Here is a 20672-nt window from a genome sequence, read left to right on the forward strand (position 1 = left end):
CGGGGAGGGGGGTTCGTACGGTGAACCCATGACCGGCGGGACCACGACGGCAGCGTCCACTCGTCGCTGGCCGCTCGTCGTGATCCTCCTCGTCGGGGTCGGCCTGGCGCTGGCGCCGGCGGCGTTCCAGATGTTCAGCCGGGCACCCGAGGGCGGGACCATGATCGAGGAGTTCCGCCCGTTCATGAACAGCCAGACCATCACCGACTTCCGGGGCTACCTCGACGAGATCGGCGCTGCTCGTGACGAGACCACCGGTGAGCTGCAACCGGCGCTCGGCACCCCGGAGGAGTTCGCCGCCGAGTACCCACAGGCGGCGGCCTTCGTCGAGCAGTGGGACGGCATCGACGCCGACATGAGCGACATGCTCGACACCATCGACGCCAACCGCGACGAGTTCGACGGAGTGTCCTCCCTGCCCGCGTTCGCGCTGTTCCCCTGGTTCTTCGTCGCCCCTGGCGTCCTTCTCGTGGTGGTCGCCGGCTGGTCCCTCGTCCGCACTCGGCGGGGGCGCCGACCGCTCACCGTCGCCTTGGTCGTTCTCGGCGTCGGCCTCCTGCTGGCGCCTGCGGTGTTCCAGATGTTCACCCGGGCTCCCGGCGGCGGGCGCATGATCGACGACTTCGAATCGCTCATGACCCGCGATCGGGTCACGCAGATCCAGGGCTACTTCATCACCATCGGCAGCGGTGAGGGCCAGTTGCGCACCGCCGTCGTGCCGGCCGCCGTCGAGCAGGACGGGGGCACCGCTGCTGACTACCCGGCCACGGCGCAGCTCTCCGACGACTGGCCGCAGCTGCTCGCCGAGATGTCCGACATGGTCGGCGCCATGGCCGACAACCTCGACAACTACGCCGCGGTCGCCGCGCTCCCGCCCTTCCCGCTGTTCCCCTGGTTCTTCGTGATCCCCGGCGTCCTGGTCATCGTGCTCGCGCTCGTGGCGCGGCCCCGACGGCCCGACTCGCCCGCCCCCGACTCCCTTCCCGCGTCCCCCTAGGAGGACCCCATGACCAGATCCCGCTCCATCGTCCGCCCACTCCTGATGGCCCTGTTGTTGGTGTTCGCCCTCGTGGCGGCGTCGTGCAGCAGCGACGGCGACGACTCGTCGTCGGACACCACCGCCGGTGACACCACCGAGACGACCGCCGCAGCGTCGGGTGACCTCGTCGGCACCTTCGGCATCGACCCCGGCACCGATGGCGCGGAGGTCACCGGCTCGTACTTCCGCATGGTGCAGTCCGGCGGCACCGTGGCCGACGGCCCCTTCGTCCCCAACGGTGACTCGACCGCGACCGACCAGACCTACACCCTGCTCGAGCCCGGTACCGACGGCGGGCTGACCACCGGAGCGTTCCAGCCCGGCCCCGACCCCCTCTTCGACGCAGACGGCAACGCCCTGGCCGACGCCATCATCCAACCGGTCACCTTCTTCGGCGTGTCCTTCAGCATCACCACCTCGGACACCGACCCCGAGAGCGGCGACCCCGTCACCGAGGTGACCATCACCGACGAAGACGGCACCCTCACCGGCCAGACCACCGCGGTGACCGCGGCGTACGGCGGCCAGGAGTTCAACCAGGGCGCCCCCAAGCCCGACGGCTCGAGCCCCGGCGAGACCACCGCGGTGAGCGGCACCTACGACGCCGAGACCGGCGCCTACACCCTCGACTGGGCCAGCCAGATCGTGGGCGGCTCGTTCGACGGCTTCACCGGCGTGTGGCACCTCGAGGGCACCTTCACGGCGGCCTGACCACCGCCTCGGCACCACGGCAGCTCGGCTGCGGGTTGTGGCCGCGCCATCGCCCTGGTAGAAACCTGACCAGATAGGTCGGATTTACCATCGGACAGGGCGACAACCATGACCCGCAGCGAGCTGTTCTCCTTCCCCAACCCGGTCAACGAGACCTCGGCGCGGATCGTCGCCGCCGGGGTCGTGCTCATGACGGTCTTCTTCCTCGTCACCGGCTGGGGCTGGGTCCTGGTGCCCCTCACCTACGGTTTCCTGGCCCGCGTGCTCACCGGGCCCACCCTGAGCCCCCTCGGCCGGCTGTCCACCCAGGTGATCACTCCCCGGCTGCACGTCGACCACAAGTTCTGCGCCGGCCCGCCCAAGCGCTTCGCCCAGGGCATCGGCGCAGTCTTCACCGTCACCGCCTCGGTCCTGTGGTTCGGCTTCGGCCTCGAGGGCGCCGCCCAGGTGGTGATGGCCATGCTGTTGGTGGCCGCCAGCCTCGAGGCCTTTCTGGGGTTCTGCCTCGGGTGCACCATCTTCAGCTTCGGGATGAAGGTGGGCATCGTGCCCGAAGAGGTGTGCGAGCGCTGCAACGACATCTGGGCCGGTCGCGAGGATCAGGCCCCGGTGCCCACCTCCGTCACGGCCTGAGCACCCCGAGCAGCTCGGCCGGAACCAAACCGGCTCGCGAGGCGCTGTAGTGGGTGACCGCACGGTTGCGCGCCGAGAGCGCTAGACCGATGGTCGCGTCCGTCCGTCGTCCGCCGAGGTCTCCCTGCGTGCACCGCCTGTCGACCCGCCCCGTCCGCCTCCTCCCGGTGCTCGTCGCCCTGGTGGCCGCCACGTCCGGTCTCCTCGCCACGCCCGGGGCCGGCGCCCAGAGCACCGAAGGGGGGTCCGGGCTGCCCGTGCTCGAGACGCCGCCGTCGAGCGGTCTCACGGTCTGGCCCGCGCACGCTCCCTCCGGTGTCGAGCGGTTCTCGGCCACCACCAGTCCGGAGACCGACGCCGTCCCTGCGACCGCCGAGGGTGTGCCCCAGTCGATCATCGGTGATGCGGAGACCGTGATCGGCGCCGACGGGCGCGAGCGACTGGTGCTCGCCAAGACCTCGGTCTACCCGCTGTCCGCCATCGGCCAGATCGAGTTCCGTCAGGACAACGTCCTGTACATCTGCACGGGGTACCTCCTCGACGGCAACTCCGTGCTGACCGCCGGGCATTGCACGTTCGACGGAGGCGACGACGACCCGATCGAGTCCGCGACGTTCTTCCCCGGGCGCGAGCGCAGCAGTGGCACGGTCGTGAACCCCTTCGGCGGCTGTGCGGTGGCCTCGGTGTGGGCGCCGGACCAGTGGCGCTTCGACGGCACGCCCGCCCACGACTACGGCGTCCACCAACTCGCGCCCGGCTGCGACTTCAGCGAGAGCGCCGGGTCGTTCGGGCTGTTCACCCTCGACGGCACCAACGCCTTCGCCGGGCGGCGTCTCCGGGTCGAGGGCTATCCGGGCGACAAGAGCCAGGGCTCACGCTGGAAGATGGTGGGCGCGGTCGAGCGCAACAGCGTCAACTTCCTGCGCTATCCGATGGACACCGCCGGAGGGCAGTCGGGCTCCCCGCTGTTCAAGTGGAACCGCCCCGAGTGTGGTGGGCCGTGCAGTGCCGGCGTCCACGCCTACGGCGTCAGCGGCAATCCGCCCACGAACAGCGGCCCGATGATGACCTACGGCCGCATCGGCATCATCTCCGCGGTGGCCCTCCAGAACGGCGGCTGACCTCGGCCGCTGACCCGGGGGTGAGGTGCGCACCCTTCCGACCTGCGCGAACATGGTGGACAACTCAGCTACTCCCCGGGGAGGGGTCCACATGTCTCGGTTCACCAAGCGGGCGATCGTCGGCGCGGCCGTCGCCGGCCTCGTCGCATCGCTCACCACCTTCACCGGAGTGCCCGGTGCGGGTGCCCAGGTCGGCGACGAAGCCGTGCCCGTCGCCATCGGCACGGCTGCCGGCTCCGGCGCCGAGTCGTCGGGCCCGCTCACCTCGGCAGGCTTCGCCGGCACGGGCGCCACCGAGAACGGCATCGCCCCCGAGGCGACCGTGGTCTCCGACGGCACCTTCGAGGGTCAGCCCATGGGCGGCGAGTCGGTCATCGGCCCCGACGGCCGCGTGCAGGTCACCAACACCACGGCGTACCCCGCCCGGGCCATCGGCCAGATCGAGCTCACCGACTCCTTCGGCGACAACTACATCTGCACCGGCTGGCTGATCGACCAGAACACGATCCTCAGCTCCGGGCACTGCGCCTTCAACCCCAGCCCCGCCGGCAACGCCGTCATCCTGTCGGCCCAGTTCTTCCCCGGCCGCAACGGTGGCAACGACCCGTTCGGTGGCTGCAGCGTCGTGAGCGTCTTCTCCCGCGCCGGCTGGCGCATCAACGGCCAGGCGAAGCACGACTGGGCCGCCATGCAGCTCAACTGCAACATCGGCAACACGGTGGGTTGGCTCGGCTACTTCTCGGTCCCCGGCGTGAACCAGCTCGACGGCAAGACCGGCCGGGTCGAGGGCTACCCGGGTGACAAGCCCTTCGGCACCCACTGGAAGATGTCGGGCACCATGGCCAGCCGCACCAACCTGGACATGATCCACTACGGCCTCGACACCGCCGGCGGCCAGTCGGGCTCGCCCATCATGGTGGCCAACCGGCCGTCGTGTGGCGGCCCGTGCGGCATGGGCATCCACTCGTACGGTGCCGGCGGCAACCCCCCGCTCAACAGCGGCCCCCGGATCAACTCCACCAACTTCGGGCTGATCTCGGACTTCGCCGACAACAACGGCTGATCACCGTCAGCCGTAGGTCCTGAACGGCGCCGCCCTCGGATTTCCCGGGGGCGGCGCTGTCGCGTCCGGGGTCAGGCGGTCGGTCTCAGGCGGCCGGGCGGTCGAGGGTGAGCTCGGCGTCGAGGACGGCCTCGAGGCTGGCGATGGCCACCTCGATCTGGTCGTCGGCGGGGGGCTTGGTGGTGAGGGCCTGGAGGGCGAGTCCCGGCGCGGTGATGGCCTTCACGAACCGGCTGTTCGGGCGACGCTTGGCCAGGCGCAGGATCTCGTAGGCCAGTCCGGCCACCACGGGCAGGCCGATGATGCGGCTGAGGATGAGCACCGGCCAGGACGCCTGCCCGAACACCGAGAACACGACGATGGCCACGACGACGACGAGCAGCAGGAAGTCGGTGCCGCAACGGGCGTGGCGGGTGCTGTAGCGGCGGGCGGCCTCGACGGTGAGGGGCTCGGCGTGCTCGAAGGCGGCGATCACCATGTGCTCGGCGCCGTGGTACTCGTAGGTGCGGCGGATGGCGGGGGAGCGGCCGATGGCCACCACGTAGCCGAGGAAGAGGCCGAGGCGCAGCACCCCCTCCGAGAGGATGAACACCGCGGTGTTGTCGTGCAGCCGGTCGGCGATGGCGTGGGCGATGGCGGCGGGCACGACCGCGAAGATGGCCACGAACACGGCCAGGGTCACGACGGTGGTGATGGCCAGCGAGCGGTTGCTGGCCTGCTCGCCGTCCTCCTCACCCCGCTCGACCGACGCCGACCACTTCAGGGCCTTCAGGCCGAGGGCCATGGTCTCGACGAGGGCGAACGCACCCCGGACCACCGGGACGCCCTTGGGCTTCTGCGCCCAAGTGGGGACGAGCTCGTCCGTTGTCGTGATGGTTCCGTCGGGGCGGCGGGCGGCGACGGCCCAGCAGTGGGGCCCTCGCATCATCACCCCCTCGACCACGGCCTGACCCCCGATCGGTGTGCTCGGATCGAGGCCAGCGGGGGCGGCTTCGGGGTCGGAGGCGGGACGCGTCTCGTCGGCAACATCGGTCACGGTGACCTATCGGCCCGACCACACCGGTGGTTGATGGCGAGGGGTAGGGTGGGAGCGAATCTGACGGGTCGTCAGAAACCGGGTGGTCAGAGAGCGAGGACCCCGTGAGCGACGTGACCGAGCCGACCGAGATCCCCCTGATCGTCAGTGTGGACGACCACGTGGTCGAGCCGCCGCACCTCTGGCAGGAGTGGCTGCCCGCCAAGTTCAAGGACCGGGCGCCCTACGTCGAGCGCCATGGCCTCGCCGGGCTGAAGTACGTCAGCGGCACCACCTACGAGTACGAGCTGGCCGACGACGCCCCGGCGTGTGACATCTGGTTCTACGAGGGGAAGATGTTCCCCCACAAGCGCCACGTCGCTTCCGTGGGCTTCGAGCGCGACGACATGACGCTCTCGCCCATCACCTACGACGAGATGCGCCCCGGCTGCTACGAGCCCAAGGCCCGGGTCGAGGACATGGTGGCCAACCACGTCGAGGCGTCGCTGTCGTTCCCGACGTTCCCCCGCTTCTGCGGCCAGACCTTCGCCGAGGCCCAGGACAAGGAGCTGGCCGAGGCCTGCGTGTACGCCTACAACGACTTCATGGTCGAGGAGTGGTGCGGCGACTCGGGCGGCGCCCTCATCCCGCTGACCATCGTCCCGCTCTGGGATGTCGAGCTCGCCGCCGCCGAGGTGCGCCGCAACGCCGAGCGCGGTGTGCGGGCGGTCACCTTCAGCGAGATCCCCGCAAAGCTCGGCCTGCCCACCCTGCACAGCGGCTACTGGGAGCCCTTCTTCCAGGCCTGCGAGGACACCGGCACGGTCGTCTGCATGCACATCGGCTCGTCGTCGCAGATGCCCGCCACGTCACCCGACGCCCCGCCGGCGGTGGCGGCGACGCTCAGCTTCGGCAACGCCATGAGTTCGATGAGCGACTTCCTCTTCTCCGGCGTGCTGGTGCGCCACCCCGAGCTGATCCTCGCCTACTCGGAGGGCCAGATCGGCTGGATCCCCTACATCCTCGAGCGGGCCGACGACGTGTGGGAGGAGCACCGGGCGTGGGGCGGCGTGCGCGACGTCATCCCCGAGCCGCCGTCCACCTACTACTACCGCCAGATCTACGGCTGCTTCTTCCGGGACAAGCACGGCCTCGACTCCCTCGAGGCCGTCGGCGTGGACAACATCACCTTCGAGACCGACTACCCCCACACCGACTCGACGTGGCCCCACACCAAGGAGGTGGCGGAGAAGATGATGGGACACCTCCCCGCCGACGTCGTCCACAAGATCGTCCGGGGCAACGCCATCCGCATGCTCGGCCTCGACCTCACCTGACCTGGTCTAACCACCTGCAACGGTGTCAGACACCGTTGCAGGTCGAGGGGCTGGTGGTGCCTGTGTGGGGCGCTCAGACGCCGAAGCGGTCGCGGTAAAAGGCCAAGGCCTCCGCCCGCTCGGCGGGGTCGATCCCGAGGGTCTCGGGCTCGTACTGGACGGTGCCGTGGCGGCCCCGGGGGTGGGTGGTGACGTAGTCGGCGATGGCCGCGGTCGCGGTCGCGGCGGCGTCGGCCGGGAGGCCGGCGAGGTCCTCGACCTGCCGGGCCATGGCCAGGTCGTCGGCCATGAAGTCGTCGAAACGCACGTCGAGGGTCTGGTCGGCGGGGAGCAGGTCTCGGTCGCGTACACAGGCCCGCAAGAGGTGCTCCACCCGGCCCGACCAGTAGTCGCCGACGGCGGCGGGGTCGGGTGACTCGACCGCGAGGCGCACGCTGTAGGTGACCATCGTGGCCATCGACACGGTGACGGCCACGGGCTCGCGGTGGGTGACGACGTAGGTGGCGTCGGGGAAGACGGTGCGTAGCGGGCCGAACTGGGCCAGGTGCTGGGGTGACTTGAGCACCCACCGGGTGGATGCCCCCTCGTCGCGGTGGCGGAGGTAGGTGCAGACCTGGAGCACCCGGCGCAGGTAGCGGTAGGTCTCGGTCTGGTCGGACGCGTCGAACCAGTCCCGGTAGCGGGGGAGCGGGACGGAGGTCTCGAAGAGCATCGTCGAGAAGTCCAGGGCCAGCAGCTGGATCTCCTCGTGCACGTGGTCGGTCGTCATCTCGTGCATGCGCACGAAGTGGGGCATGGCCTCGTTCACGAACCCGAGCGCGGCGTCGGTGCGGGCCCGACGGGGATCGGGGTCCGGGGGAGGGCCGTCGGGGGTCGCCCGCTCGGCGTCGGCCAGCACCGGTTCGAGGGACTCCCAGTAGGGCAGCGAGCGCAGGCGCGGGTCGGCGGCCAAGAGGTTGTGGAGGTGGGTGGTCCCCGTCCGGGGCAGGCCGGCGATGATGATGGGTGCCTCGACGGGCACGTCGAGGATCTCGGGGTGGCGACCGATCTCGTGCTCGACCAACAGGCGGTTGGCCAGCAGCTGGGTGAAGAGCGTGTGCTGCGAGACCAGGCCCATGGGGCTGAGGCCGGCGTCGTTCGTCAGCTCGTCGCAGAGCAGGGCCAGCGGCTCGAGGAAGCGGGTGTCCCCGAAGTCGTCCAGGCCGGTCGCGGCGGCGGCGGCGTCCATCAGCGCCGTCGGCTTCAGCTCGAGCTCGGCGGCGATCGGTCCGACCGACGCCAGGATCTCGACGATGTGGTCCGGGAAGCGCGGCGCGGCCAAGTCGTCGAGGCGCACCGGCGCCGGTCGATCTCCCCCCATCGGGGGAGACCCTACGCCTGGTGAGGAGGGGTCAGATGCTCTACAGGGTGTAGGTGTCGAGGTCGCTGGCGAGGGTCACCTCGCCGGCGAAGACCGCCTGGGCCTCGTCGATCCACTCCTGCTCGGTGCCGGGGGCGACGCCGGGGACGGGGTGGGTCATCACGAGGGACTTCACGCCGTTGCGCTGTGCCGTGTCGGCGGCCTGCTCGATGGAGGAGTGGTAGTCGAGCACGTCCTGGAGGCGGGGGGCGGGGATCTGGCGCACCACCGACTCTCGCACGACCGTCTGGACGTACAGGTCGGCGCCGGCGCAGAGTCGGTCGAGGCCCTCGCAGGGGATGGTGTCGCCGGCGATGACGACGGCCTTGCCGTCGGCCTCGATGCGGTAGCCGACGGTGGGCTTCACGGGAGAGTGCTCGGTGGGGGCGGCCACGATGCGGATGCCGTCCTCGTCGACCACCACCTCGTCGGAGACCTCGGTGACCTCGACGGTGGGCTGGTACTGGAGGGACTCGTGGTGGGCGATGCGGTAGCCCATGTCTTCGGTGAGCATGTCGAGGGTCTTGTCGATGAGGACCTGCGTGCCCTCGGGGCCGACGATGCGCAGCGGCGTGGGGCCGAAGCTCATCACCCACTGCATGGTGATGACGTCGTTGAGGTCGGTGATGTGGTCGCTGTGGCGGTGGGTGAGGAACACCGTGTGGAACTGCGCCGGACCGCTGCCGACGGCCGCGGCGCGCATCAGCACGGCGCGCCCGCAGTCGAAGAGCAGGTCGCGGCCGGCGGCCCGCACCAGGGTGGCGGGCCCCGCCCGGTTCGGGTCGGGGATGGGGCTTCCGGTTCCGAGCGTGATCACTTGCACCGGACCAGTGTGACACGTCGGCAAAGTTCTGTCACCTGGTATGACAGATGATGAGGTGGCGTACCTGGGTGGCCCATGGGACGATCGGGGGCGGCCCCGGTCATCGGGGGTTGCACCGGGCGACACTGGACGAGGCGGCGGTATGGACCTCACGTGGGAGGCGCCCGACAAGGGCGAGTGGCGAGGCCTTCACGATCACTTCCCACGCGCCCTGACCCCTGAGTTCCAGGGGCTGCTGACCGAGGGCATGGTCGCCGGGGAGGCGGAGTACTTCGCCCGCTACGGCCTACCCGCCCGCACCATCGAGCCCCGCTTCGTGCACGGCCGGGTGTTCATCGCGGCCCAGCCGCTCCTCGGCCCGTACACGGATCGCCTCCCGCCGGCACCCCTGCTCTGGCTGGCGGTCCGGCTGGCGCCCCCGTTTCGTCGGCGGGCCCGGGCCTCTCGCGCCGCCCTCGCGGAGCGCATCTGGTTGGCCGAGGCGGGGCGCTGGTACGCCGAAGAGCGCCCGGACTGGGTGGCCCGCAACACCGCGCTCGCGTCGGTCGACCCTGCCGCGCTCACCGACGTCGAGCTCGTCGCCCACGTGCGCGCCTGCCGGGAGAACGCCGGCCGCGGGTACCTCACCCACTTCCGCCTCCACGGCACGGATCTCGCGCCGACGTCGATCTACCTCGCCCGGTCCGGCGACTGGGGCATCGACGCCAACACGGCGGCTGCGCTGCTCGTGGGCGCGTCCCCCGCGTCGACCGGAGCCTCGGGGCTGCCCGACTGGGCACTGGTGTCGGGCTACGACCTCGACGAGCGGGCCTCGTGCGAGCTGCCCGAGCGGTCGCCGGCTCCCGCTCGTGAAGCCATCGACGAGGAGGCGGTCGCGGAGGCCGAGGCGGCGGTGCGGGCCCGGGTGCCGGCCGCCGACCTCGCCGAGTGGGAGGTCCGCCTCGCCGACGCCCGGGCCACCTACGGCGTTCGTGACGACAACGGCCTGCTCACCGCGGCGTGGCCGGTGGGTCTGCTCCGTCGGTCGATGCTGGCGGTGGGTGATCGCCTCGTCGACCGTCGGGTCCTGGAACGGCGAGACCTCGCCGTGGAGGCCACCGTCGATGAGCTCGCCGCGATGGTGGCCGCGGCGCCGGGAACCGAGGCGGGTGTGTCGGGCGAGACGCTGGCGGCGCGGGCTGACGAGCGCCGCCGTCTCTCCGCCGAGGGCGCGCCCGCGGTGCTCGGCCCCGAGTTGGCGCTGCCCCTGGAGGCGCTGCCGCCGGCCATGCGGCTGATGGGGCGCGGGCTGATCGCCATCCGTGATCTGGGCACCACCCCGCCCGGGGAGCGTCCCCCACTGGAGGGGGTCGGGATCGGCGACCGCCCCGTCATCGGCCGTGCCTGTGTGGCTGCCGACCCCGTCGACGCCCTCACCCGCTTCCAGCCCGGTGACGTGATCGTCACCGCGGGGACGGCGCCGGCCTGGAACACGGTGCTGGCCCTCGCCGGCGGCGTGATCACGGAGGAAGGTGGCCCGTTGTCGCACGCTGCGGTGATCGCCCGCGAGCTGGGGCTGCCGGCGCTCGTGGGCACGGCCGAGGCGCTGGCCCTGATCCCCGACGGCGCCACCATCGAGCTCGATCCGGTCTCCGGCTCCGTCCGCGTCCTGTCGTAGCGTGGCCACATGGCCCACCCCCGACGGTTCCGATTCGGCGTCCAGCTCAACCAGGCCTTCGACGGCTGCTCTTGGACCGAGAGCGTCCGTGAGCTCGAGGCCCTCGGGTACTCGACCCTCTTCGTGCCCGACCACGTCGACTCGGGGATGGGGCCGCTCACGGCGATGGCCGCGGCGGTCACCGCCACCACCACGCTGAAGGTGGCGCCGCTGGTGCTCGACTGCGACTTCCGCCACCCCGCGATCGTCTCCCGGGAGCTGACCACCATCGACCTGCTCTCGGAGGGTCGCATCGAGGTGGGGCTCGGCGCCGGCTGGAAGGCGGTCGACTACACGCAGACCGGCATCCCCATGGACCGCCCCGGCGTGCGGGTCGACCGCATGATCGAGCACGCGACCGTGCTCAAGGCGCTGTGGTCGGGCGAGCCGGTCGACTTCTCGGGCGAGCACTACGAGATCACCGGCCTGGTCGGCAGCCCGGCGCCGCACACCACCGGCGGGCCGCCCGTGATCATCGGCGGCGGTGCGCCCCGCGTGCTGCGGTTCGCCGGAGCGTTCGCCGACATCGTCGGCGTGAACCCGTCGATCCACTCCGGCGAGATCGACGCCGACGCCGCCCGCGACGCCCAGGCCGACCGCATCGACCAGAAGCTCGAGTGGGTGCGCGAGGGCGCCGGCGAGCGCTTCGATGACCTCGAGCTCAACGCCTGGGTGGCGGCGGCGGAGCTCACCGACGACCCGGTCGGCTTCGCCGAGCAGATCGCGCCGCTCTTCGGCGCGGCCAGCGGGGAGGAGCTGCTGTCCTCGCCGATGACGCTGATCGGCAACGTGGCTTCGCTCACCGACGAGCTCAACCGCCGCCGGGACCGCTGGGGCTACTCCTACGTGGTGGTCCCCGGCGACCACGCCCGCGCCTTCGCCCCCCTCGTGGCGGCGCTCAGCGGTACCTGAGCCTCCGGACCCGGAGCTTCCGGGACCACATCAGATCAGAGCGCGGCGAGACCCAGGTCGCGGAGGGTGGTGACGCCGGCGGCGGACTTCTCGACCGCCTCGAGCCGGCCCACCGAGCGGACCCGGGGCCAGCTCACGGCCAGGCCGTCGGCCACCTCCACGTACTGGTCCGTCGGTTTGTGGACGGTGCCGCCGAGCGGGGTGGCGGCACCGGGCGCCGCCGGCGCGATGACCACGGTGCGGTAGGTGCCCGAGGTGCGCCCGCCCTGCACGGCGAAGGCGAGGTGGCCGGTCGCGCTGCTGCCGGGAAGCGGGCCGGTGAGGAGGCCGTGGGCCCGCCCGGGGAAGGGCAGGTGGCGGTGGGTGCGGTGCAGATCGACGGGGTCGGCGAGGGCCATGCCGAACTGCCCGGCCCCCTCGCGGAACGCTGCGGTCTCGTGCTCCATCGGCTGGCACCACGGTGGCGTGCCCGCGGGGAGGGGCGCTGTGGCCACGAGGGCGTCGGCGACGGCCACCGCGGTGGCCACGAGGTGGTCGAGGCTGCCGGCATCGGCGACGAAGCCGTTGCGGATGACCGCGAGCCGTCCATGGTCGAGCAGCACGCGGCCCCAGGTGGCCCCGAGCCCGGCGAGGGGCCGGGCCGCACCCGTCACCGCCGCGGCGAGCTCGTCGGACACCCAGTCGCTGGCGTGCAGGCGCCAACCGGGCACGCCCGCAGGCCCCAGGTCGCGGCCGCCTCCGAAGTTCAGGAACCCCGACTCGACCTCCAGCGTCACGCGGGGTTGCAGTGCGAGCTCGGGCACCCGGAGGATCGCGGCGGTCGTCGGCGCCCACGCGGCGTTGGCGGCGAAGGGCTCCTGCGGGCGCTCCTTCTCGAAGCCGAAGAACGACCCCAAGCCGCGCTTGGTGGTGACTCGGGTGCCGTAGAAGGTGCCGCCACCGTCGATCTGGCCATCGGTCGCGGGCAGCTCCTCGAGCAGGTGGGCCACCATCCCGAATCGACCGGGTCGCATCTCACCTCGACAGACGTTGAAGATGTAGTCGTCGTAGGCGGGCAGCGCGGTGAGGAAGGCGCTCACGAAGCTCGATCCGAGGAACTCCAGCCTTCGCCCCTCTCCCCAGGGCTGGAGGCTGGTGGCGGGGGCACCCCGTCGGGCGTCCTCGACGTCCTCGGGTGCGAACGCCGTGTGGTTGTGGCCCATGTCGCCGGTTCTCCTCCGCCTGGGTGCCGGACCGAGATCATGCCGTACCGGGCGCTCGCCGGCGGGGCAGGGCCTTCGTGGCTCCGGCGGCCGCCGCCTACGCTCGCAGTTGCGCCCCTGTAGCCAAGCTGGTCAAGGCAGCGGACTTTTAATCCGAAGATCGTGGGTTCGAATCCCACCGGGGGCACTAGCGTCGGCGCTCGTGCTGGAGCAGGCCGAGCGGGCCGAGGCGGGGGAGATCGCGGGGCCCGACGGTCGGTGGTGGCCGGCGGATCGGCTCTTCCACCGGAGCGTCGACCCCTTCTCGCGTGCCGCGGTGTCGCTCCGCGCCGTCGCCGCCCTGCTGGGGCTGGTGGCGCTCCGTGGCCTCGTCTACGTGGCGCTCGGGCCACAGCTCATCCTCGACGACTGGAGCATCCTCGCCGCCATCGAGGTGAACGGCGTCGGCGAGGCCGCACCCACGCTCCAGTGGGGTCGGCCCGTGGCCTGGCTGGTGGACACCGTGCTCTACGGGGCCGTCGGGCCCCACCCGCTCGTGCTCTTCGCTGTCATCACCGCGCTCAACGCCGGCGCGGCCGTCCTGTTGTACCTCGTGCTCGGCCGGTTCTTCCGCTCGCAGACGGCGCTGCTCGTGGCCGGCGTGTGGGTGCTGGCCGCCAATCACAACACCCTCACCGTGTGGTCGGCCACGGCGCCGACGGTGGTCGCCCTGCTCCTGTTGCTCGGCGGCATCCTCGCCCTCACCAACGGCCGCTGGGTGGTGGCCGGTGCCTGTCTCGCCCTGTCCGTGCTGTCCTACGAGCTCACCGCGCCGGCGGCGCTCGCTGCGGTGGTCCTGTTGCCGTCGTCCCGACCGCTGGGGTGGCAGCCCCGGGCCGTGATGGGCGGGCTCGTCGTGCTGGCCACCGGGTGGGTGGCGCTCGACCCGCTCACCGACCCTCGTTGGGACGTGCCCGGCCTGGCCCTGGTGTGGCGGGCGCTGTTCAGCGACGGCCTGCTCGGCACCGCCGGCGGCCCGACGCGACTGGTGCACTACCTGGGCGACCTCGTCCTCGTCGGAGTGGTGGTCGCCATCGTCGCCTGGCTGGTCGGGCGCCGGGACAGGGAGGACGGGCCCGTGCTGGTCCTTTGGGGGCTCCTCGTCATCGCCCTCGGTTCGCTGGCCATCCTCAACCTCGGCCTCGGCCAGGAGGGCATCGGCATGCAGGACCGCCTGCTGGCGGTCTCGTCCATAGGCGCGGCCATGGTGCTGGTCGGGGTGCTGCAGCTCGTGTGGCAGCACCTCCGGGCGGCGGCCGTCGTCGCCGGCGTCGCGCTCGTCGTGGTGCTCGCCGCGGGACAGTTCGTGTCGCTGCGGTCGTGGGCCCGAGCGGGCGAGGACGCCCTCGCCGTCCAGCGCTTCGTGGCGGCCGTGGCCGACCCGAGCCCGGACCGCCCGGTCGACGTGGTCGTCGGCGCCGAGACCCGCGAGCACAACGGCGTGATCGGCATCAGCGAGGGATCCGGCAGCGCCGCCGCGTCCTACCTGCTGCGCTTCGGCGAGGGTTCCGGACGCCTGCGCCTGGTGGCCACGCCGGCCGAGATGGTGGCCGTCAGCCCGGGAGAGCGCGTGCTCGACTGGCGCTGGATCGACAACTTCGCCGTCCTCGCCGACGACGGCGTCGGCTTTCTGGCCGCGGTCACGGTGCCCGGCCCGGGCCAGGCGACGCTCTACGGCTGGGCGGACTCGGTCCCCCAGGCGAGCGACCCGCTGGAGATCACCTTCACCGTCGACGGTGAGGAGGTGGGCCGGACCCTGGCCGACCGCGAGCGCATCGACATCGCCGAGGCGATCGGTCGGACCGAGACGACGCACGCCTTCGAGGACACCATCGAGGTGCCGGCGGGGACCCACACCGTCTGCGCGTCGGCCGAGGGCCGGTCGCTCGGCTGCGAGGAGGTCGAGGTGCAGGCCGGTGGCTTCCCCGTCGGCGCGGTCGAGAGCGCCACCGTCGTGAGCGCCGGCACCGTCGAGGTGCGGGGCTGGGCCGCCGACCCGTCGGTGGGCGCCGAGCCCATCGAGGTGGAGGTGACCGTCGGCTCCGTCACCCAGACCGTGGTCGCCGACCAGCCCCGACCCGACATCGAGGGCGCCCTCGGCTTCGCCGGCGGGCCGGACCACGGGTTCGTGGCCCAGGTGGCCGTCGGGACCGGGAACTACACGGCCTGCGCGGTGGCGCAGAACGTGGGCGAGGGTGAGGACCAGCCGCTCGGCACGTGTGTGCCGGTCGTCGTGCCTTGAGCCTGTCGGCTGTCGCTCGCCCCGGGTCGCTCGTCAGCCCTGGTCGGGCAGTTCGCAGCTGATCGAGCGCACCTCGCCGTCGACCGCGTCGGCCAGTGCGTCGGCGTCGGCGTTGTCGTCGGGGCGGATCACGACCTTGTCGGCCACCACGTAGTCGAAGGACAGCCCGCTGCCGAAGATGAAGGTGCAGTCGATGACGCCGCCGCCGTCGATGAAGGCGTCGCGCTGGTCATTGTCGTCGAAGGTGTAGAGGTAGGCCGGGTTCTCCGTGGCGAGGTCGCACTGTGCGGCGCCCTGCGCGCCGTCGGCGTCCCGCTGGCCCGAGACGGTGTCGCACCCGAGGTCGGCGTCGCCGAGTTGGGCGGCGAGGTCGTCCAGCGCCGCGTCGCCCTCGGAAGAGGCGCCCGCCGTGGTGGCGGTGGTCGCGTCGCCGGCAGCAGCGGTGGTGGTCGAGCCGCCACCCCCGCCGCCGGTGGTGGTGGTCGAGGCGTCGCCGGCCTCAGTGGTCGTGGTGGTGGCGTCGTCGTCGCCACCGTCGTCGTCGCCGCCGCACGCGCCGAGCGCCAGCGCGGCGGCCAGGGCGAGGGCCAGGAGGCGCCAGGTGACCGAACCACGGGAGGTGCGTCGCATGGCGCGACGGTACCCCTCGTGTCGGCAGTGGGACAGCGACAACGGTGTCGCACCCAGCGGTATGGTCGCCCGGGTGCCGCCCGACCTGGTCATCTTCGACTGCGACGGGGTGCTGGTCGACAGCGAGCGCCTCAGCGTGCGGGTCGAGGCCCGTCTCATCACCGAGCTCGGTTGGCCCGTGAGCGAGGACGACGTGCTCGAGCGCTTCGTCGGGCGATCGGACGCCCACATGAAGGCCGAGATCGAGGCCGCGCTCGGCCGTCCCGTGCCCGAGTGGGACGAGCGCTACCGATCCCACCTGCACGAGGCCTTCCACGCCGAGCTCACCTCGGTGGACGGCGTGGCCGCCGCGCTCGACCAGCTCGACGCCGCCGGGGTGGCCACGTGCGTGGCGTCGAGCGGCACCCACGACAAGATGGCCGTCACCTTGGGGCTGACGGGCCTGCACGACCGCTTCGCCGGGCGCATCTTCAGCGCCACCGAGGTGGCCAACGGCAAGCCCGCCCCGGACCTCTTCCTGCACGCCGCCTCGGCCATGGGTCACGATCCCGGTCGGTGCGCGGTGGTGGAGGACAGCCGCTACGGCGTCGAGGCGGCGCGGGCGGCGGACATGGCGGCGTTCGGGTACGCCGGCGGCCTCACCCCCGCCGAGTGGTTGGCGGGGCCGGGCAGGATCGTGTTCGACGACATGGTCGACCTGCCGGCGCTGCTCGGCCTCGACGGCACGCCGGGCTCACCCCGGTGAGGGACCGGGGGAAGCCCGCCGCTACATCGTGAGGACGGTGCGCACGCCGGCGCCGGCGGTGAGGTCGGCGAAGGCCTCGTTGATCTCGTCGAGCGGTCGCGTCCCGGTGATCAGCGCCTCGAGGTCCAGGCGGCCCGCTCGCCAGAGGTCGAGGTAGCGGGGCAGGTCGCGCGGGGCGTGCGAGCTGCCGAGGATGCAGCCGAGCAGCTTCTTCTCGGACGAGCCGAAGATGACCGCCGGCCCCAGCTCGAGGTTCTCGTCGAGGCCCGGAGCGCCCACGAGGACGGTCGTGCCGCCGGACCGGGTGGCGTTCACGCACGCCGCGGCGAGGGCGCCCTTCCCGGCCGCCTCGAACGCGTAGTCGACGCCCACCCCGGTCAGGTCGAGCGCGGCCGCCACCACGTCGCTCTCGGTCGGGTCGAGCACGTCGGTCGCCCCGAGGCGCAGCGCGGTGTCCCGGCGCTCGGCCAGCGGGTCGACGGCGATCACCCGGGCGGCGGCCGCCAGGCGGGCACCCTGTACCACGGACAGTCCCACGCCGCCGAGGCCCATCACGAGGACGGTGGCGCCCTCCTCCACCTGGGCGGTGTTGAGCACCGCGCCGACGCCGGTCTGCACGGCGCAGCCCACCACGCAGGCGATGTCGAGCGGGATCTCCCGGTCGATCTTGATGGCCCCCGCCTCCTGGGTGATGACGACCTCGGCGAACGCGCCCACGTTGAGGCCCCGGTAGACGGTCTCGTCGCCCCGGGACAGTCGCGTCGAGCCGTCGGGGAACGTGGCGGTGAACAGACCGATCAGGTCGGCGCAGATGGCGTGCTCGCCCCGGACGCACCAGTAGCAGTGCCCGCAGGACGGCGACGGCGTGAGCACCACGTGGTCGCCGACGGCCAGGCGGGTCACGCCGGGGCCGACAGCCTCGACCACGCCGGCGGCCTCGTGGCCCAACACGACGGGCAGCGGCATCGGGAAGGTGCCGTTCACGGCGCTCAGGTCCGAGTGGCACACGCCGCAGGCGTGCACCCGCACGGCGACCTCGCCGGGGCGGGGGTCCTCGACGTCCACCTCCGCGATCACCAGCGGTTCGTTCGGCGTCTCCAGCACAGCAGCTCGCATGGCGCGAGATTCAAGCAGGTGCGGAGCGGGGCCGGTTACAGGACGTCGGCGCCGTACATGTGGCCGAGGGGGTCGCTGATGAGCTCGAGGCGGGTGCCGTCGGGATCGTTGAAGTAGATGCTCGTGCCGCTGATGTGCTGGTACGGGACACCGGCGTCGTCGAGCTTGGCCTTCAGGCGGTCCCAGTTGGCGGGCTCGACCGAGATGGCCAGGTGGTGCAGGCCGCCGAGGACCTCGGCGTAGGGGCCGAGGTCGAGGCCGGGGAAGTCGAAGAAGGCGACGGTGTTCCCGTTGCCGATGTCGAAGAAGAAGTGGGTGCTGCCCTTGTAGTCCCGGTTCTGGAACAGGTCGGTCAGGGGGAACTCGAGGAGGCCCTGGTAGAAGTCGATGGTGCGCTCCACGTCGGCGCAGAGCAGGGCCACGTGGTGCACCCCGCGAGCCGTGCTGGGCGGGCGGACGTCCCGGGCGCGGAGGTGGGCGTCCCGGAGGGCGTCCCACTCGGCGCGGCGGTCCGGATGGGCGAGGGCGTCGGTCATGGCCCCTAGTCTGACGGCGTGGACGAGCCGACGCATGACCAAGAGGCCGGTGTCGTACTGGCCGCCCAGGCCATCGTCGACAGCGTCGCGCTCGACGTCGACCTCGACGCCATGGCAGCCGACCTCGACGGGGTCGACTCGGCCCTGCGCCGGCTCGACGACGGCACGTACGGCACGTGCGAGGTGTGCACCGCCGACCTCGCCGACGACGTGCTCGAGGCCGACCCGGTCGCTCGCCGCTGCGCGAACCACCCCCTCGCCACCACGCTCCCCGGCACGGCCCCCCGGTTCGAGGCGGCGTCGCCGGTCGAGCCCGAGGAGCCCGCCGACGCCGACGCCGAGGAAGCGACCAGCGCCGATGTGGCCGACGTGGCCAAGGATGTGGCCGACGCCGCCGACCTCGAGGACCCCGACGACGGGGCGCCGCCGCCGTACGTCTAGATCTGGCCGGGGTTGGTCACCAGCACCTCGTCGGGGTCGATCAGCAGCAGGCGCTCGCCGAGGGTGAGGCGGCCGTCTTCGCCGATGGCGACCCAGCGCGCCCCGAGGTTGGGGATGCGCTGGAAGTCGGCCCCGAGGTGGCGCTCGACCGCGTAGATGACCCCGCCGTGGGTGACCGCCACCACGTCGTCGGCGCCGGCCAGGTCGGTGGCGATCCGGTCGATGGCCCGGAGCACGCGCTCGAGCAGCACGTCGTCGTGCTCCCAGCCGGGCGGCCGCCGCCGGTCGTCGCCGGTGTCGTCGAGGTAGCCCGGGTACTGCTCCTCGATCTGGGTGCGGGTGAGGCCCTGCCAGTCGCCCGCGTGGCGCTCCATGAGATCGGCGTCGACGAGCACGGGGCCCACGCCGACGGATTCGCTGATGGCGCTGGCGGTGAGGAAGGCGCGCTCGAGGGGCGAGGCCACGACGGCGTCGACCGCACCGATCGAGGCGCCCGCCGCCCGCGCCTGGAGGCGACCCAGGTCCGACAGGGGCGGGTCGGCCTGCCCCTGCCAGCGGCCGTCGGCGTTCCACTCCGACTGGCCGTGGCGGACGAGGAGCAATCGCAGCATGGAACCGAAGGTATCGGTCGCCAGCACGTACGATCGTCCCGGCATGGATTGTCCGACGCTGCGCCGGGTGCGGTAGAACGCGTGGCCGTGCTCCGCCTCTTCGCCGCCGCCCGTGAGGCCGCGGGCACCGGTCGCGACGACGTCCCCGGCGCCACCGTGGACGACGTGCTGGCCGAGGCCCGGGCCCGCTACGGCGACCGCTTCACCGCCGTGCTCGCCGACAGCCGCGTGTGGCTGAACGGCGAGCCCGTGGTGGGCGCCGAGGCGGTCGGCCCCTCCGACGAGGTGGCTGTGCTGCCTCCCGTCAGCGGCGGGGCGTGATGGCCGAGCCGACCAAGGCCGCCAAGGCCGCGTCCCCGACGAAGGCGACGCAGGCCACCAAGGCGACGAAGGCCTCCGGGTCGACCAGGGGCACCGCGCCCACCAAGGGCACCCGGTCGGGCAAGGCGGCCCGCCCGGCGCCGCCGCCGGGCGCGCCGCCCGGCACCCGCGTCACGAAGTCGGGCAAGGTGAAGAAGCCCACCCGCAAGCAGCGCCGCATCAACAAGATGCGATCGCGTCCGCCCACCCGCTTTCTCATCACCTACGACATCAACGGCCCGAAGGTCCGCCTCGGCATCGGTTGGGCCATCCTCATCGGCCTGGCCACCCTGGGCCAGGAGACCGGCCTCGCCGCCCTCTACGGGGCGGTCGCGGCGCTGGGGGCCTGGCAGGCGGTCCGGGCCTGGAAGACGTGGGGCGCCAACGCCGAGGAGTACACCGCCGGCGCCATCGCCGGCGGCATGGGCGTCGCCTCGGCCTTCGGGTTCGCGCCGGTGGGCCTGGTGGCCCTCGGAGCCATCCCCCTGGCGCTCCTGGCCGGGTTCTCCACCGAGGGCACCCGTCGCAACTACCTGGGCTCGGTCGGCATCACCCTCCAGTGCGGCCTCTTCCTGGGTGTCGCCGCGGCCTCACCGGCCCTCACCTATCGCATCGACCTCGGCGGCTTCGTGGCCCTCATCGTGTTGGTGTGCGTGTACGAGATGGGTGACTTCCTCATCGGCTCGGGGTCGAGCAACCACCTCGAGGGCCCCCTCGCCGGCATCGCCGGGATCGCCGTGTTCACCTTCGCCATGGCCGTGGTGCACCTCGCCCCGTTCCAGGGCTACGAGATCGTCCTGTTCGGTGCGGTGGCGGCGGCGCTGTGCCCCCTCGGACAGCTCATGGGGTCGGCCATCCTGCCCCGCGCCGACGCCCGCGCCCCCGCCCTGCGCCGCCTCGACTCGCTGCTCCTGCTCGGTCCCGTCTGGGCCTTCGGCCTCCAGCAGTACCTGACCTCGCGCGGGCGATAAGGTCTCGCCCACATCCGAGGGGATCTGGGA

21 protein-coding genes and 1 tRNA gene are annotated in these 20672 nt (G+C 72.2%); 14 read left to right on the forward strand and 8 right to left on the reverse strand.

The features are described from left to right. The first annotated feature begins 28 nt into the window (after positions 1-28). The 5 genes from JNK12_25020 to JNK12_25040 all read left to right on the forward strand — a co-directional run bounded on the left by JNK12_25020 (position 29) and on the right by JNK12_25040 (position 4567). Entirely contained in the window at positions 29-997 is a 969-nt protein-coding gene (locus tag JNK12_25020; GenBank protein ID MBL8779210.1) for a hypothetical protein, read from the forward strand. Between the two features lie 9 nt (positions 998-1006). After that, positions 1007-1750, forward strand: a complete 744-nt coding sequence (locus JNK12_25025) for a hypothetical protein (GenBank protein MBL8779211.1) — start codon at positions 1007-1009, stop codon at positions 1748-1750. Positions 1751-1858: 108 nt separating this feature from the next. Further along, entirely contained in the window at positions 1859-2383 is a 525-nt protein-coding gene (locus JNK12_25030; protein MBL8779212.1) for a DUF4395 domain-containing protein, read from the forward strand. A 128-nt stretch (positions 2384-2511) separates the two neighbouring features. After that, the gene (locus JNK12_25035) at positions 2512-3504 is read left to right on the forward strand and encodes a trypsin-like peptidase domain-containing protein (protein MBL8779213.1); all 993 of its coding nucleotides are present in this window, start codon (positions 2512-2514) and stop codon (positions 3502-3504) included. A gap of 91 nt (positions 3505-3595) precedes the next feature. After that, the gene (locus JNK12_25040) at positions 3596-4567 is read left to right on the forward strand and encodes a trypsin-like serine protease (protein ID MBL8779214.1); all 972 of its coding nucleotides are present in this window, start codon (positions 3596-3598) and stop codon (positions 4565-4567) included. Positions 4568-4652: 85 nt separating this feature from the next. Here JNK12_25040 and JNK12_25045 read toward each other — a convergent pair whose 3' ends face one another. After that, positions 4653-5603, reverse strand: coding sequence for a DUF1385 domain-containing protein (locus JNK12_25045; GenBank protein ID MBL8779215.1), 951 nt, complete (start codon positions 5601-5603; stop codon positions 4653-4655). 113 nt (positions 5604-5716) lie between these two features. Between JNK12_25045 and JNK12_25050 the strand changes: the two genes are divergently transcribed. Continuing rightward, a complete protein-coding gene (locus JNK12_25050) occupies positions 5717-6919 on the forward strand; it encodes an amidohydrolase (protein MBL8779216.1) in 1203 nt (400 codons plus the stop codon). A 73-nt stretch (positions 6920-6992) separates the two neighbouring features. Here the strand turns inward: JNK12_25050 and JNK12_25055 are convergent, their stop codons facing one another. Beyond that, entirely contained in the window at positions 6993-8279 is a 1287-nt protein-coding gene (locus tag JNK12_25055) for a sulfotransferase (GenBank protein ID MBL8779217.1), read from the reverse strand. Between the two features lie 40 nt (positions 8280-8319). Continuing rightward, positions 8320-9141, reverse strand: coding sequence for an MBL fold metallo-hydrolase (locus JNK12_25060; protein ID MBL8779218.1), 822 nt, complete (start codon positions 9139-9141; stop codon positions 8320-8322). A gap of 142 nt (positions 9142-9283) precedes the next feature. Here JNK12_25060 and JNK12_25065 point away from each other — a divergent pair, with 142 nt between their 5' ends. Next, on the forward strand, positions 9284-10798 hold the full coding sequence (locus tag JNK12_25065; protein ID MBL8779219.1) for a hypothetical protein: 1515 nt from the start codon (positions 9284-9286) through the stop codon (positions 10796-10798). A 9-nt stretch (positions 10799-10807) separates the two neighbouring features. Next, positions 10808-11749, forward strand: coding sequence for a TIGR03621 family F420-dependent LLM class oxidoreductase (locus tag JNK12_25070; protein MBL8779220.1), 942 nt, complete (start codon positions 10808-10810; stop codon positions 11747-11749). A 35-nt stretch (positions 11750-11784) separates the two neighbouring features. Here JNK12_25070 and JNK12_25075 read toward each other — a convergent pair whose 3' ends face one another. Then, entirely contained in the window at positions 11785-12951 is a 1167-nt protein-coding gene (locus tag JNK12_25075; GenBank protein MBL8779221.1) for a hypothetical protein, read from the reverse strand. Between the two features lie 113 nt (positions 12952-13064). On the opposite strand from JNK12_25075, the gene JNK12_25080 reads away from it, so the two are divergent. Further along, positions 13065-13138, forward strand: a tRNA-Lys gene (locus JNK12_25080). Positions 13139-13153: 15 nt separating this feature from the next. Beyond that, the gene (locus tag JNK12_25085) at positions 13154-15232 is read left to right on the forward strand and encodes a hypothetical protein (protein ID MBL8779222.1); all 2079 of its coding nucleotides are present in this window, start codon (positions 13154-13156) and stop codon (positions 15230-15232) included. A 33-nt stretch (positions 15233-15265) separates the two neighbouring features. Here JNK12_25085 and JNK12_25090 read toward each other — a convergent pair whose 3' ends face one another. Continuing rightward, positions 15266-15862: a hypothetical protein gene (locus JNK12_25090; protein ID MBL8779223.1), complete on the reverse strand. Its 597-nt coding sequence runs from the start codon at positions 15860-15862 to the stop codon at positions 15266-15268. A 73-nt stretch (positions 15863-15935) separates the two neighbouring features. Between JNK12_25090 and JNK12_25095 the strand changes: the two genes are divergently transcribed. Next, the gene (locus JNK12_25095; protein ID MBL8779224.1) at positions 15936-16607 is read left to right on the forward strand and encodes an HAD-IA family hydrolase; all 672 of its coding nucleotides are present in this window, start codon (positions 15936-15938) and stop codon (positions 16605-16607) included. A 21-nt stretch (positions 16608-16628) separates the two neighbouring features. Here JNK12_25095 and JNK12_25100 read toward each other — a convergent pair whose 3' ends face one another. Continuing rightward, entirely contained in the window at positions 16629-17723 is a 1095-nt protein-coding gene (locus JNK12_25100; protein ID MBL8779225.1) for a Zn-dependent alcohol dehydrogenase, read from the reverse strand. A gap of 35 nt (positions 17724-17758) precedes the next feature. Further along, positions 17759-18259 carry a VOC family protein gene (locus JNK12_25105; GenBank protein MBL8779226.1) on the reverse strand — a complete coding sequence of 167 codons (501 nt, stop codon included), beginning with the start codon at positions 18257-18259 and terminating at the stop codon, positions 17759-17761. A gap of 18 nt (positions 18260-18277) precedes the next feature. On the opposite strand from JNK12_25105, the gene JNK12_25110 reads away from it, so the two are divergent. Further along, positions 18278-18700 (forward strand): hypothetical protein, encoded by a 423-nt coding sequence (locus JNK12_25110; protein ID MBL8779227.1) that lies wholly within the window; start codon positions 18278-18280, stop codon positions 18698-18700. Here the strand turns inward: JNK12_25110 and JNK12_25115 are convergent. Further along, positions 18697-19311 carry a histidine phosphatase family protein gene (locus JNK12_25115; GenBank protein MBL8779228.1) on the reverse strand — a complete coding sequence of 205 codons (615 nt, stop codon included), beginning with the start codon at positions 19309-19311 and terminating at the stop codon, positions 18697-18699. The genes JNK12_25110 and JNK12_25115 overlap by 4 nt on opposite strands. An 81-nt stretch (positions 19312-19392) precedes the next feature. Between JNK12_25115 and JNK12_25120 the strand changes: the two genes are divergently transcribed. Together JNK12_25120 and JNK12_25125 are read left to right on the forward strand one after the other, a co-directional pair. Further along, positions 19393-19632, forward strand: a complete 240-nt coding sequence (locus JNK12_25120; GenBank protein ID MBL8779229.1) for a MoaD/ThiS family protein — start codon at positions 19393-19395, stop codon at positions 19630-19632. Continuing rightward, on the forward strand, positions 19632-20642 hold the full coding sequence (locus tag JNK12_25125; GenBank protein MBL8779230.1) for a hypothetical protein: 1011 nt from the start codon (positions 19632-19634) through the stop codon (positions 20640-20642). The genes JNK12_25120 and JNK12_25125 overlap by 1 nt, the downstream gene beginning before the upstream one ends. Positions 20643-20672: the final 30 nt, after the last annotated feature.

This window comes from Acidimicrobiales bacterium, from assembly GCA_016794585.1.
GTDB lineage: Bacteria > Actinomycetota > Acidimicrobiia > Acidimicrobiales > DATDAH01 > JAEUJM01.

What these genes read in the sequence shown, in the direction of transcription:
- JNK12_25020 (MBL8779210.1), top strand. Translation starts at nt 29, where the DNA reads ATGACCGGCGGGACCACGACGGCAGCGTCCACTCGTCGCTGGCCGCTC.
- JNK12_25025 (MBL8779211.1), top strand. Translation starts at nt 1,007, where the DNA reads ATGACCAGATCCCGCTCCATCGTCCGCCCACTCCTGATGGCCCTGTTG.
- JNK12_25030 (MBL8779212.1), top strand. Translation starts at nt 1,859, where the DNA reads ATGACCCGCAGCGAGCTGTTCTCCTTCCCCAACCCGGTCAACGAGACC.
- JNK12_25040 (MBL8779214.1), top strand. Translation starts at nt 3,596, where the DNA reads ATGTCTCGGTTCACCAAGCGGGCGATCGTCGGCGCGGCCGTCGCCGGC.
- JNK12_25055 (MBL8779217.1), bottom strand. Translation starts at nt 8,279, where the DNA reads ATGGGGGGAGATCGACCGGCGCCGGTGCGCCTCGACGACTTGGCCGCG.
- JNK12_25065 (MBL8779219.1), top strand. Translation starts at nt 9,284, where the DNA reads ATGGACCTCACGTGGGAGGCGCCCGACAAGGGCGAGTGGCGAGGCCTT.
- JNK12_25070 (MBL8779220.1), top strand. Translation starts at nt 10,808, where the DNA reads ATGGCCCACCCCCGACGGTTCCGATTCGGCGTCCAGCTCAACCAGGCC.
- JNK12_25075 (MBL8779221.1), bottom strand. Translation starts at nt 12,951, where the DNA reads ATGGGCCACAACCACACGGCGTTCGCACCCGAGGACGTCGAGGACGCC.
- JNK12_25090 (MBL8779223.1), bottom strand. Translation starts at nt 15,862, where the DNA reads ATGCGACGCACCTCCCGTGGTTCGGTCACCTGGCGCCTCCTGGCCCTC.
- JNK12_25100 (MBL8779225.1), bottom strand. Translation starts at nt 17,723, where the DNA reads ATGCGAGCTGCTGTGCTGGAGACGCCGAACGAACCGCTGGTGATCGCG.
- JNK12_25105 (MBL8779226.1), bottom strand. Translation starts at nt 18,259, where the DNA reads ATGACCGACGCCCTCGCCCATCCGGACCGCCGCGCCGAGTGGGACGCC.
- JNK12_25115 (MBL8779228.1), bottom strand. Translation starts at nt 19,311, where the DNA reads ATGCTGCGATTGCTCCTCGTCCGCCACGGCCAGTCGGAGTGGAACGCC.
- JNK12_25125 (MBL8779230.1), top strand. Translation starts at nt 19,632, where the DNA reads ATGGCCGAGCCGACCAAGGCCGCCAAGGCCGCGTCCCCGACGAAGGCG.